We start from the raw sequence: 13,504 nt of genomic DNA, 5'->3' as shown, positions 1-13,504 counted from the left end.
GTAAAATTATTATAAATTAGGGTTTACTCTCGTTGGAGCTTTATATTTTATAAATTTAGAAATCCGATTTCAAAATAACATGATAATTGTCATCTTAAAAATTACGCTTTAATTGGAAATTTGCAACAAATAAAAACAAGTTTATGAGGGAGCAAAGTTGTTTTCATTGTGGTTTAACTATTGAACAAAATGAAGAAATTGATTTTGATGATAAAAAGTTTTGTTGCACAGGCTGTAAAACAGTTTACGAAATTTTCAGCATCAATGACCTAACATCTTATTATGATTTTGAAAAGTCTCCAGGCGCCACTCCGCAAGACATCAAAGGAAAATATGATTTTTTAGAAAATGAAACCATACTAGCAAAGGTTTTGGAATTTCAGGAAGGAAACACTTCGATTGTTTCGCTCAATATTCCGCATATACATTGCAGTTCTTGTATCTGGATTTTAGAAAACCTAAATCGTCTTCAGCCAGGAATTAGTACTTCTCAGGTTAACTTTCACGAAAAGAAAGTTAGAATTACATTTAATTCAGATGTCGTTTCTTTAAAAGAAATTGTTTATCGCTTAAGTTCTATTGGTTACGAACCTTACATAAGTCTAGAAAATTACGGAACGGCAAAAGCAAAGGTAGACAGGAGTTTAACTTATAAACTTGGGGTCGCATTTTTTTGTTTTGGAAATATTATGCTGCTTTCATTTCCAGAATATTTCGAAATGAAAGAATTCTGGTTGGATAGTTACAAGCCGTTTTTCAGATTACTGATTTTTCTTTTAGCATTACCAAGCTTCTTGTATTCGGCAAGCGGCTATTATATTTCTGCCTATCATAGCATTAGAACTAGAATGCTTAACATTGATATTCCGATTGCTTTAGGTATTATCGTGATGTTTATTCGAAGTACATACGACATGCTAATGGATCACGGTCCAGGATTTTTTGACAGTTTAGCCAGTTTAGTGTTCTTTATGCTTCTTGGTAAAATGTTTCAAATTAAAACGTATAGCTTTTTAAGTTTCGAAAGAGATTTTAAATCCTATTTCCCAATTGCTGTTACTAAAATAAATAAAGATGCTACCGAAGATAATGTCGCTATTTATGATGTTTTAAAAGGAGACCGATTATTAATTAGAAACCAAGAACTTATACCCGTTGATGGAATTTTAATTAGCGAAAGCGCAGAGATAGATTATAGTTTTGTTACAGGAGAAGCAGTGCCAATTACTAAAAAGTCTGGAGATAAAATATTTGCAGGAGGAAAACAGATTGGAAAAGTAATAGAAATGGAGGTATTGCATTCTGTTTCACAAAGTTATCTGACTCAGTTATGGAGTAACGAAATTTTTCAGAAGAAAGTAGATCAAAAACACAAAACCATAACAGATGCAATAAGCCGATATTTTACCCCTATTTTATTGCTAATTGCATTTGGTGGTTTTGGTTATTGGATTTTTATTGATGCCAATACTGCTTTTAATGTTTTTACAGCCGTATTAATTGTAGCTTGCCCTTGTGCACTAGCTCTTACAGCTCCGTTTACTTTTGGAAACATATTGCGAATTTTAGGGAAAAAGAAGTTTTATCTAAAAAATGCGATTGTAATCGAACAACTTGCTAAGGTGGATACAATTGTTTTTGATAAAACAGGAACAATTACAACGAATAAAAAATCGAATATAATGTATGAAGGAAATGCTATTTCGGATTCAGATATTGTATTGATTAAAAATGTATTACGAGGATCAAATCATCCATTAAGCCGAATGCTTTATGATTTTCTTCCAGATGCTAAACGTGTCGCTGTAGAAGAATTTGAAGAGATTACAGGAAAAGGAATTTTGGCAACTGTTGAGGATAAAGAAATTAGAATTGGTTCAGGACAATTTGTAAATGATATAGTTGCAGATGGTTCGGAAATTGAAAAGACGGCCTTACATATTAAAATAGGAGAGGATTATTTTGGGAAATTTACTTTTCAAAATCAATATCGTGAAGGTTTAGAAAAACTTTTTGCAGATTTGAGTAAAGCTTATAAAATCAAAGTGCTTTCTGGAGATAATGATGGTGAGAGGGCTAATTTAGAAGCGATTCTTCCAAAAGGAACTGAGTTGATCTTTAATCAGAAACCAGAGCAAAAACTCGAATACATAAAGAAACTTCAGGAAAAAGGGCAAAATGTAATGATGGTTGGCGACGGGCTGAATGATGCTGGAGCGCTGGCACAAAGCAACGTCGGGATTTCTATTTCGGAGAATGTAAATGTCTTTTCACCTGCATGTGATGCAATTCTAGATGCAACAGAATTTTCACGTTTAAACTACTTTTTAAAGCTCTCACATAAAGCGATTTCTATTATTAAAATGAGTTTCGGACTTTCCTTGCTTTACAACGTTGTTGGGCTCGCATTTGCGGTTACAGGAAACCTACTTCCGTTAGTTGCCGCTATCATTATGCCGTTGAGTACAATTACTATTGTAAGTTTTGTGACTTTAATGTCTAACTATTTCAGTAACAGAAATTTATAATAATTATAATTTGTGTTATAAGATTTTTTTTATAAATTTAACAATCTTTTTGTTTATGATAATTATCATATTTTATACGCCCTTAACGAAGTAATTTTGTTAATATAAATCTAAGGTATGAGTGTTATTTATCTATTAATTTCAGTAAGTATTTTTGTGGCAATCTGTTTCTTTATTGCCTTTATCGCTGCTGTCAAGTCTGGACAGTACGATGATGATTATACCCCTTCAGTCAGAATTCTTTTTGATGACGAAACCAAAATTAATTCCCAAAATAATAATTCACCAATCGAAGAAAAACAAGTATAATTATGGAAATGGAACAGTTTTATTACGACAACAAAATTGTAAAAAAATTCATTTACGCCACAATACTATTTGGTGTTGTGGGTATGTTAGTGGGACTTACCCTTGCGGTAATGTACCTTTTTCCCAACATTACAGATGGGATTTCGTGGCTTAGTTACGGCCGTTTGAGACCGTTACACACCAATGCAGTTATTTTTGCCTTTGTGGGTAATGCTTTCTTTGCTGGTATGTACTACTCGCTACAAAGATTGCTAAAAGCCAGAATGTTTAGTGATTTTTTAAGTAATCTTCATTTCTGGGGATGGCAGTTAATTATTGTAGCAGCCGCAATTACACTTCCGTTAGGTTATACTTCTTCTAAAGAATATGCAGAGCTAGAGTGGCCAATTGACATTGCAATCGCTTTAATTTGGGTGGTAATGGGAATCAATATGATTGGAACCATGCTGCGTCGTAGAGAGCGTCACTTGTATGTTGCAATCTGGTTTTATTTAGCAACATTTGTAACGGTAGCAGTACTTCATATCTTTAATAATATAGAAATTCCAGTTTCAGCTTTAAAAAGCTACTCTGTATATGCAGGTGTTCAGGATGCGCTTGTACAATGGTGGTATGGGCACAATGCGGTGGCATTCTTCCTTACAACTCCGTTCTTGGGATTAATGTACTATTTCGTTCCAAAAATTGCAAACAGACCTGTTTATTCTTATAGATTATCTATTATTCACTTTTGGTCTTTAATCTTTATATATATCTGGGCAGGACCTCACCACTTATTGTATTCTGCATTGCCAAACTGGGCTCAGAATTTAGGGGTTGCATTCTCAGTAATGTTAATTGCTCCATCTTGGGGAGGTATGATCAATGGTCTTCTTACATTAAGAGGAGCTTGGGATAAAGTTCGTGAAGAACCTGTTTTAAAATTCTTCGTAGTTGCAATTACAGGTTACGGTATGGCAACTTTTGAAGGTCCGATGTTATCTTTAAAAAACGTAAATGCTATTGCGCATTATACGGACTGGATCGTAGCACACGTACACGTAGGGGCTTTAGCTTGGAATGGTTTCATGTCATTTGGTATTATCTATTGGCTGATTCCAAGAATGACAAAGTCAGAGCTATTCTCTAAGAAATTAGCAAACTTCCATTTCTGGATTGGGACTTTAGGTATTATTGTATATACAATTCCGTTATATGTGGCTGGTTTCCAACAAGCATCAATGTGGAAACAATTTAATCCAGATGGTACTTTAACTTATGGTAACTTCCTTGAAACTGTAACGGCTATTATGCCAATGTATTGGATGAGAGCTATTGGAGGTAGTTTGTATCTAATAGGTATGCTGACCTTGGTTTATAATATTATTATGACTGTAAAAGCTGGTAATACAATTGAAGATGAATTGGCTCAGGCTCCAGCTTTACAAATAATAAAAAGCAGTAGATTAAGTGGAGAGAAATTCCACTCATGGTTAGAAAGAAAACCAATCCAGTTAACCATTTTAGCAACTATTGCAATTTTAATTGGAGGTATTATTCAGATTGTTCCAACGATAATGGTAAAATCAAATATTCCAACTATTTCAAGTGTAAAACCATATACGCCGTTAGAGCTTGAAGGACGTGATTTATATATCAGAGAAGGTTGTGTTGGATGTCACTCTCAGTCTGTTCGTCCGTTCAGAAGTGAGGTTGAACGTTATGGAGTTCAGTCAAAAGCAGGTGAGTTTGTTTACGACCATCCATTCTTATGGGGATCAAAACGTACAGGGCCAGATTTGTTAAGAGTAGGTGGTAAGTACAATGACAATTGGCATTTTAACCACATGTGGAATCCGCAAAGTACATCTGCGGGATCAATTATGCCAGGTTACAAATGGTTGTTTGATAACGAACCGATGGATATTTCATTGACTCAGAAGAAAATGCAGGCAATGATTTCTTTAGGGGTGCCATATACTCCAGAAGAGGTTGCTAATGCACAAAGAACTTTAAGAGAGCAGGCTGTTAAGATAGAAAAAAACTTAGAAAGCGATCCTGATTTTGTTAAGAGTTACGAAGACAGCCGCAAAAAAGCTGAAGCAAAAGGCGAGAAATTCATTCCGATGAACGAAAGAGAAATCGTTGCTTTGATCGCTTATATTCAAAGACTTGGTACTGATATTAAAGTAAAAGAAACTTCAAAATAACAGCATTATGTTTGAACAAATAAAACACAATATGGAAACAATATCGGGTATAGAAGTTTACCCGATTATTTCCCTCTTAATTTTCTTCTTATTCTTTGTAGGATTAGGCGTTTGGGTATTCTCTTATAGAAAAGAAAAAATTCAAGAAATGAGTAATATACCTTTAGATGAAGGACTTAGTGTAATTACAAAAGATAGATAAAAATGAAAAAGTTTTTCCCAGTATATGTTAGAGTACCGTTGATTTTCTTCATCGTATTTGCTTTGATGGAATATTTTATAGACTCAGGCGATAAGCCCGCTTTTGTAAAGTTCCCAATGGTAGCACTCTTTTTATTCGTCTTTTTATTTATTCTGATTGCAATCGAAATTACGCTTAGTGCTGTAAATCGGGTGATGTATCAATTGCTGTCACCAGAAGAAAAAGCGCAAAAAGAACTTGAAGAAAGTTTAAGCTTCAAAGAAAGCACTTGGTTTAAAAACCTTATGCATAAATTGACTAAAACAGAACCGATTGAAAAAGAAGCTGATTTATTGATGGATCATGATTATGACGGAATCAAAGAATTAGATAATAATTTACCGCCATGGTGGGTATATTTATTCTACATCTGTATCATTTTTGGAGTAATCTATGTAGTTCGTTACGATGTTTTAGGAGCTGATGATCAAGAAATGGAGCTGAAAAAAGAATTAGCTCAAGCAAAGATTGATGTTGCAGAATACATGAAAACAGCACCAGATTTAATGGATGAAAAAACAGTTGTTTTACTAACTGATGCACCAAGTTTGGATGAAGGTAAAACAATTTTTGCAACCAATTGTGCCGCATGCCACCGTGCAGATGGAGGAGGTCAAATCGGGCCTAACCTTACAGATGATAAATGGATTTTAGGAGGAGGAATTAAAAATCTATTCCACACGATTACAAATGGAGGTAGAGATGGTAAAGGGATGATTGCTTGGAAAGGAACCCTTAAACCAAAAGAAATACAAAAAGTGGCAAGTTATATTCTTTCTTTACAAGGAAGTAATCCTAAAGATCCAAAAGAAGCTGAAGGAGAAGTTTGGGTAGATGATAGTGCTCCCAAAACAGATGCGGCCGCTACAGCACCAAAAGATACCACACAAGTTAAAAAATAATTAGAATATCATGTCAAATTTACCAGACGAAGCTTTTAGAGATACCATTGGAACAATAGATGAAGGTGGAAAACGAAAATTTATATTTCCTAAAAAACCGTCTGGTAAATTTTATGATTATAGAAAAATTGTCAGCTATGTTTTGTTGGCAATTTTATTCATAAATCCTTTTATCAAGGTTAATGGGAATCAGTTTATGATGTTCAATATCTTAGAGCGTCGTTTTAATATCTTTGGATTCCCTTTTTGGCCACAGGATTTTTATCTCTTCGTAATTTCAATGCTGATCGGCGTTGTATTTATACTCTTATTTACTGTTGTTTTTGGAAGGATTTTTTGTGGATGGATTTGTCCCCAGACTATTTTCCTTGAATTGGTTTTCCGTCGAATAGAATATTGGATTGATGGAGATCGCGGAGCGCAAACTCGTTTAGCGAAACAAGAATGGAATGCAGAAAAAATTAGAAAAAGACTGATTAAGTGGACTATTTTCTTTCTGATCTCTTTCCTTATTGCTAATGTTTTTCTTGCTTATTTGGTAGGAAGCGACACATTATTTTTAATGATTGAGCAAGGCCCGATAAAACAGGCAAGCAATTTTATAGCATTACTAATATTTACTGGGGTTTTCTATTTTGTTTTTGTATGGTTTCGCGAACAGGTTTGTATTATAGCTTGTCCGTACGGAAGATTGCAAGGTGTTCTTTTAGACAATAAATCAATAAATGTTGCCTATGATTTTGTACGAGGTGAAAAAGAAGAAGGCCGTGCAAAATTCAATAAAAAAGAAGATAGAGCATTAACAGGAAAAGGAGATTGTATTGATTGTCTTCAATGTGTTCATGTTTGCCCTATGGGAATTGATATTAGAAACGGAACACAGTTAGAATGTACAAACTGTACAGCTTGTATCGATGAGTGTGATCATATTATGGAATCTGTAGGATTGCCAAAAGGTCTTATTCGTTATGCTTCTGAAGATGAAATTGCTAAAAAAGAACCTTTTAAGTTTACAACGAGAATGAAAGGTTATACAGCTGTTCTCTTTATTTTATTGAGTATTTTTGTTGGAATGCTGTTTTTAAGAACGGATGTTCAAGCGGTAGTTTTACGTTTACCAGGTCAGTTGTTCCAGCATAATGGAGAAAAAATTAGTAATGTTTACACCTATAAAATTGTAAACAAAACTATGAAAGATTATAATGATATTCATTTTGAATTAATAGATCAGAAGGGAGAAATTAAAAATGTTGGGAAGAGACATTTTAAGGTTGCAAAAGAAGGAATTTCTCAAGGAACATTATTCATTGAAATCGATGAAGTTTTATTGGAAAGTGATAAAACAAAGGTAAAAATAGGGGTTTATAATGGTTCTGAACTCATAGAAACAACAACAACAAATTTCTTAGGACCGCGTAGTTTTAATTAAAATATAGTATTATGAAATTTAATTGGGGAACTGGAATCGTCATTGCATTCGGATTGTTTATGACATTCATTTTATATTTTGTTTTTGAAGTGCAGTCAAATTCTAAATACGATAATGATCTGGTAGTTGAAGAATATTACAAGCACGATACGCATTTTCAGGAAGAAATGGCAAGGATTCAAAATGCACACGATTTACAGCATAAGCCATCAATAAAATATACTGAAGATGGGGTAGCGGTAATTTTTCCTGCAGGATTTGAAAGTGATAAGGTGAAAGGTAATATTCAATTGTATAGACCTTCAAACAAAAAATTCGATTTTAATACTCAAATTGCTTTAAACAATTCAGAAATTATTATTCCACAGAAAAAACTAATAAAGGGTCGTTGGGATGTGAATATGGAATGGCAATACGAAGGAAAAAAATATCTCACTAAAGAAGTCATTTACGTAAACTAAATCAAAATGTTATTCTCTGCTTTATTTTTAGGTTTAATAAGTAGTCTGCATTGTGTTGGAATGTGCGGGCCAATTGCTATGATGCTTCCTGTAGACAGGCAAAATGAAGCCAAAAGAGTAACACAGATTATGACATATCATTTTGGTCGATTAACTGCGTATTCAGCAATTGGGCTGATTTTTGGATTGCTCGGAAGAGGTTTTTTTCTCGCAGGATTACAGCAGAAAATGTCAATAATTATTGGTGTAATTATGATTGTTGTGGTTTTGATTCCTGAGAAGAAATTTGCTCAGTATAATTTTTCTAAACCAGTATACAAAATCATTTCTAAAGTTAAAGCAAATTTGGGAAGTCAGTTTAAAAACAAGAGTTATAAATCTCTTTTTACAATTGGTCTTCTAAACGGATTTTTGCCTTGTGGAATGGTTTATGTTGCTTTGTTTGGAGCAATAGCCATGCAGAGCGCAGGTCTTGGTGTACTTTATATGCTTTTGTTTGGAATCGGAACAATTCCTTTGATGACGATTGTGGTTTATGTCAATACATTGCTGAAACTGCCTTTCAGAAACAAAATTCAAAAGGCAATTCCTTATGTAGCAGTTATAATTGGAGTTTTATTTATCCTTCGTGGATTAGGATTAGGCATTCCTTATATTTCTCCTTCAAACATGAGTTTATTTGTGCAGCAGACTCCAAACTGTCACTAGAAGATATATTTTAAGTTATTATACAGTCATCGAAAACAAATTTGTTTCCGGTGACTTTCTTTTTAGATGTAAATCAAAAGCCATACAAATATTACGTACAAAAGGTCTTCCTTCTTCTGTAATTTTGATTTTATTACTTTCAACAACAATTAAATTATCGTTTTCGATTTCCTTTAAAGCAATAATAACCTCAGGAAGTTCGGCAAAATTTAGAGATTCTCCAGTCCAGGAAGTCTCCAATTCACAGGTTAAATTTAGAATATGTTTTCTAATGATTAGATCTTCAGCGTTCAAAATATGGCCTTTTACAACAGGAAGTTGGTCAGACTCTAAAATCTCGTAATATTCCTCTAGGCTTTTGGTGTTTTGTGCAAAACTATACCAGCTGTCGCTAATAGAAGATACGCCAAGTCCAATCATAACCTGCGTTTTAGAAGCACTATAGCCCATGAAGTTTCTATGCAGATTTCCATTATGTGCGGCTTTATATAAACTATCATCTGCTAAAGCAAAATGGTCCATGCCAATTTCATGATAACCATTTTGGATTAAAAGTTTTTTACCAATTTCATACAGTTTTCTTTTTTCTGAATCTTTAGGTAGATTTTCGTCATTAAAACCACGTTGTCCATTCCCTTTTATCCAAGGTACGTGTGCATAACTGTAAAACGCTAGTCTATCTGGTTTTAATGAGTTGGTTTTTTCAACTGTATCTATTACATCTTCAATAGTTTGAAACGGAAGTCCAAAGATAATATCGTGTCCAATTGATGTGTAGCCAATTTCTTTTGCCCAAAAAGTAACTTTGGCAACATTATGAAATGGCTGAATTCTATTTATAGCTTTTTGAACAGTTGCAGAGTAATCTTGAACTCCAAAACTTACTCGGCGAAAGCCTAATTCGTAAAGTTTTTTAAGCTGTTCGTAAGTTGTATTGTTTGGGTGCCCTTCAAAACTAAATTCGTGATTTGCTGCTTTTACAGCATTTTTAAAAATTCCGTTTATAAGGCTCTCCAGATTTTCTTTTGAAAAGAATGTTGGAGTTCCTCCGCCTAAATGTATTTCTTTAATAACGGGCTTTTCTGGAAGTAAATCACAATACATTTTCCATTCTTTAAGAACTGCCTGAATGTATTTCTCTTCTACGGAGTGATTTTTAGTAATACGTTTGTTGCATCCGCAGAAAGTGCACATGCTTTCGCAAAAAGGCAGGTGAATGTATAAACTGATTCCGTTCTTTGAATTGCTTTCTGAGAATGATTGTTTTAAAGTAGTAATCCATTTTTCTGATGTAAAGTCAGCTTCATTCCAATATGGAACTGTAGGATAACTAGTATATCTTGGACCTGGGACATTGTACTTTTGTGTCAAAGAAATTTTCATAATGACGGATTTAGTTTTCGTCAAAATTAAGACTTAAGCCGAAGACATAAAATGACAAATATCATATAACTTGTAAAAAAAAAGAGACCCAAAATGAGCCTCTTTACTGAATTAAATAACTAACGTGATATAGAATCTTGGATGATTTTAAGCCATTTTTTCGCAAACTGATGATCTTGATAGACACTAATCTGTTTGATGCGGTCGTCATCAAAATCATAGAATGGAATTAATATTTTTTTGGATGTTTCTTTTTCTTGAAACTCGAAATCAATTTTGATGATTGTATCTGAACCAGCATCTGTTGTCGGAATTAATTTGCTAGAAGCAATCGTATTTAAGTCGACATAGGTTGATTCCTGCTGATTTGGATTGAAATTCATTAAAATGAATTTATTGTTTTTCTGATCAATCGTTAAAGTCTTATTATTGATTGATTCTGTCAAATCAAAATCTTCTGGATGATTTGGATTGAATCTTTTCTTGATGTTTAAAATTCTTGATTTGCTAGCTGCAGAGGAGCGCGCAGAAAAATATACTGGGATAGCGACAATAATTAAAATCACAATACCCATAATGGTGGTAGTAGTTTCCATGATGTTTTTAATGAAATAAATAAATGATGTAAAGCGGTTTTCAGTTTGAAAACGGCTAATTAAATGCTAGAAGAATAATCTTCTAGGGAAAAATCAAGTATTTATTTACCAGAAAAAATGGAAAGCATATAGTATGACCAAAACCTTTTTACTTTGAGTAGTAAAGAGTTTAGTATATGCTGTGTTATAAGTAACGGTTTGATGCTGTGGGATTAGCGGTAATAACGTGTCAAAACATTTAATAATTCCGCTAGGATTTGTTTTGATGTTTGCGGCAAAATGATAACTTCCCTGAGGTTGTATAAATGCGGACGAATCTAAAACGTCTTTACAGAAATTGGAATCCGATTTTTCTGTTTCGATTGAGCGCGCAGAATCTTGGTCTGCCTGATAAGCAAACAATCCCGCTAGCAAAAGCGTAATAAAAATAACGGTTTTACGAATCCAATTCATGCTGGCGAATTTAAGTCATAAAACGCAATTAAAGAAATTTTATAGAATTAATTAACACTCAAAAAAAGACCCCAATAAAATGGGGGCTTAAGAGTTATTGTTGCATTTTAAAATAGTAATCTGCCGAGTGTTTACCGCTTCCATAGAATAGGAAAAAGATGCAGACAAATAAAATGATTAATGCTAAAACTAAACTTTCGGAGTGCATTTGTCCCATAAAGTTAATGAGAACAGCCCCAAATAAAATGGGTAATTGAGCTGCAATTGCCCATCTGGTTAAAAGTCCAAAAATAATCATTATACCACCAATCATATGGGCAGGAGCAATGTAATGCAGCATAAACATACCTCCGCCATACTTATCGATAGGGGAAATCAAATCATGCAGGTATTGAATATTGGTGACGAAAGAGACACCTTTCATAAATAAAAATCCACCCAAAACAATACGTACTAAATCAACTGGTAAATAAGTGTGCGAATTTGCCCATTTATTCAAACTTTTTACATTTTCCATGATGTTGTGTGATTAAAAATTATATACTAAGTTACTAATTTTTAATTAAATATTTATTTTTAACATCTTGAAAATAAGTTTTTTGCTTTTAATTTAATGTTTCTTTAAGAATTCTTAAATTACTAAACTTGAATGACTCCCAAATTGAATGCTTTTTGAATAGGAGCGTGGTTTGCAGCTTCAATTCCCATAGAAATCCAATTGCGGGTTTCTAATGGATCAATAATTGCGTCTGTCCACAATCTTGAGGCTGCGTAATAAGGTGAAGTCTGCTCGTCGTAACGTGCTTTTATTTTATTGAATAGCTCTGTTTCTTTTGCTTCATCGACTTTCTCTCCTTTCGCTTTAAGCGAAGAAGCCTCAATTTGCGCTAATACTTTTGCGGCTTGAGTTCCACCCATTACAGCAAGTTCTGCGCTTGGCCAAGCAAATATTAATCGAGGATCATAAGCTTTTCCGCACATTGCATAGTTTCCTGCTCCGTATGAATTTCCGATAATAACGGTAAATTTTGGAACAACCGAATTACTTACAGCATTTACCATTTTGGCACCGTCTTTAATAATTCCGCCATGTTCAGATTTTGAACCTACCATGAAGCCAGTAACATCTTGTAAAAACACCAATGGAATTTTTTTCTGGTTGCAATTGGCAATAAAACGAGTAGCTTTATCGGCACTGTCAGAATAAATAACACCGCCAAACTGCATTTCTCCTTTTTTGGTTTTCACCACTTTTCTTTGGTTGGCAATAATCCCTACAGCCCAGCCATCGATTCTGGCATAACCTGTAATTAGAGATTGTCCGTAACCTTCTTTGTAAGCTTCAAATTCTGAATTATCAACCAGACGCTTAATGATTTCCATCATATCGTATTGTTCGGTTCTGGCTTTTGGAAGGATTCCGTAAATATCATTTGGTTCTAATGCCGGTTTTTCCGATTTGATTCGGCTATAGCCAGCTTTATCAAAATCACCAATTTTATCTACAATATTTTTTATTTTGTCTAAAGCATCTTTATCGTCTTTGGCTTTATAATCGGTAACGCCTGAAATTTCGCAATGTGTTGTCGCACCTCCTAAAGTTTCATTGTCTATTGTTTCTCCAATAGCCGCTTTTACTAAATAGCTTCCAGCAAGGAAAATACTTCCTGTTTTATCAACGATTAGCGCTTCGTCGCTCATAATTGGCAGATAAGCTCCGCCAGCAACACAGCTTCCCATAACAGCAGCAATTTGGGTAATACCCATGCTGCTCATTTGAGCGTTGTTTCTAAAAATACGTCCAAAATGTTCTTTGTCTGGAAAAATTTCATCTTGCATTGGCAGATAAACTCCTGCACTGTCTACAAGATAAATTATAGGAAGTCGGTTTTCCATCGCAATTTCTTGCGCACGAAGATTTTTCTTTCCTGTAATCGGAAACCAAGCTCCGGCTTTTACAGTTGCATCATTGGCAACTACAATACATTGTTTGCCTTTGATGTAGCCAATTTTCACCACAACACCTCCAGAAGGGCAACCACCATGTTCTGGATACATTCCTTCTCCAGCAAACCCTCCAATTTCAATACTTTTAGAATTTTCATCCAATAAATAAGCGATTCTTTCGCGAGCGGTCATTTTGCCTTCGGCATGCAGTTTCTCGATTCTTTTTTCGCCTCCGCCTAATTTTACTTTGGCGAATTTTTGTTTTAGTTCAGAAAGAAGTAATTTATTGTGATCTTCGTTTTTATTGAAGTTTAAATCCATGATATAGTATTGATTTTGTAAAATAGTGTTGGCTAAT

13 protein-coding genes are annotated in these 13,504 nt (G+C 34.1%); 8 read left to right on the top strand and 5 right to left on the bottom strand.

The window, feature by feature from the left end; genetic code table 11:
- Positions 1 to 143 precede the first annotated feature (143 nt).
- From ACFO3N_RS11055 to ACFO3N_RS11020, 8 genes are all read left to right on the top strand, one after another.
- Positions 144 to 2,528: a heavy metal translocating P-type ATPase gene (locus ACFO3N_RS11055; RefSeq protein ID WP_379797714.1), complete on the top strand. Its 2,385-nt coding sequence runs from the start codon at positions 144 to 146 to the stop codon at positions 2,526 to 2,528.
- Positions 2,529 to 2,645: 117 nt separating this feature from the next.
- Positions 2,646 to 2,837 (top strand): cbb3-type cytochrome oxidase assembly protein CcoS, encoded by a 192-nt coding sequence (gene ccoS / locus ACFO3N_RS11050; RefSeq protein ID WP_095930917.1) that lies wholly within the window; start codon positions 2,646 to 2,648, stop codon positions 2,835 to 2,837.
- Positions 2,838 to 2,839: 2 nt separating this feature from the next.
- A complete protein-coding gene (ccoN, locus tag ACFO3N_RS11045; protein WP_379797712.1) occupies positions 2,840 to 5,026 on the top strand; it encodes a cytochrome-c oxidase, cbb3-type subunit I in 2,187 nt (728 codons plus the stop codon).
- Positions 5,027 to 5,033: 7 nt separating this feature from the next.
- The gene (locus ACFO3N_RS11040) at positions 5,034 to 5,228 is read left to right on the top strand and encodes a cbb3-type cytochrome oxidase subunit 3 (protein ID WP_095930915.1); all 195 of its coding nucleotides are present in this window, start codon (positions 5,034 to 5,036) and stop codon (positions 5,226 to 5,228) included.
- A gap of 2 nt (positions 5,229 to 5,230) precedes the next feature.
- Entirely contained in the window at positions 5,231 to 6,169 is a 939-nt protein-coding gene (locus ACFO3N_RS11035) for a cbb3-type cytochrome c oxidase N-terminal domain-containing protein (RefSeq protein ID WP_379797710.1), read from the top strand.
- Positions 6,170 to 6,179: 10 nt separating this feature from the next.
- Positions 6,180 to 7,598, top strand: a complete 1,419-nt coding sequence (gene ccoG, locus ACFO3N_RS11030; protein ID WP_379797708.1) for a cytochrome c oxidase accessory protein CcoG — start codon at positions 6,180 to 6,182, stop codon at positions 7,596 to 7,598.
- Between the two features lie 11 nt (positions 7,599 to 7,609).
- Positions 7,610 to 8,059, top strand: a complete 450-nt coding sequence (locus tag ACFO3N_RS11025; RefSeq protein WP_379797706.1) for a FixH family protein — start codon at positions 7,610 to 7,612, stop codon at positions 8,057 to 8,059.
- Between the two features lie 6 nt (positions 8,060 to 8,065).
- Complete coding sequence (locus tag ACFO3N_RS11020) at positions 8,066 to 8,767, top strand: sulfite exporter TauE/SafE family protein (protein ID WP_379797704.1); 702 nt, start codon at positions 8,066 to 8,068, stop codon at positions 8,765 to 8,767.
- Between the two features lie 18 nt (positions 8,768 to 8,785).
- On the opposite strand, the gene hemN is transcribed toward ACFO3N_RS11020, so the two are convergent.
- The 5 genes from hemN to ACFO3N_RS10995 all read right to left on the bottom strand — a co-directional run bounded on the left by hemN (position 8,786) and on the right by ACFO3N_RS10995 (position 13,467).
- Positions 8,786 to 10,150: an oxygen-independent coproporphyrinogen III oxidase gene (gene hemN / locus ACFO3N_RS11015; protein ID WP_379797702.1), complete on the bottom strand. Its 1,365-nt coding sequence runs from the start codon at positions 10,148 to 10,150 to the stop codon at positions 8,786 to 8,788.
- Positions 10,151 to 10,269: 119 nt separating this feature from the next.
- Entirely contained in the window at positions 10,270 to 10,746 is a 477-nt protein-coding gene (locus ACFO3N_RS11010; protein WP_095930909.1) for a hypothetical protein, read from the bottom strand.
- A 105-nt stretch (positions 10,747 to 10,851) separates the two neighbouring features.
- Positions 10,852 to 11,199, bottom strand: coding sequence for a hypothetical protein (locus tag ACFO3N_RS11005; RefSeq protein ID WP_379797700.1), 348 nt, complete (start codon positions 11,197 to 11,199; stop codon positions 10,852 to 10,854).
- A 94-nt stretch (positions 11,200 to 11,293) separates the two neighbouring features.
- Positions 11,294 to 11,716, bottom strand: coding sequence for a DoxX family protein (locus ACFO3N_RS11000; RefSeq protein WP_095930907.1), 423 nt, complete (start codon positions 11,714 to 11,716; stop codon positions 11,294 to 11,296).
- Between the two features lie 122 nt (positions 11,717 to 11,838).
- The gene (locus ACFO3N_RS10995) at positions 11,839 to 13,467 is read right to left on the bottom strand and encodes an acyl-CoA carboxylase subunit beta (protein WP_379797698.1); all 1,629 of its coding nucleotides are present in this window, start codon (positions 13,465 to 13,467) and stop codon (positions 11,839 to 11,841) included.
- Positions 13,468 to 13,504: the final 37 nt, after the last annotated feature.

It is taken from the genome of Flavobacterium chungangensis, from assembly GCF_042654045.1.
GTDB lineage: Bacteria > Bacteroidota > Bacteroidia > Flavobacteriales > Flavobacteriaceae > Flavobacterium > Flavobacterium chungangensis.
Note: the sequence above shows the minus strand (reverse complement) of the source record. Positions and strands in the feature narration are given on the sequence as shown.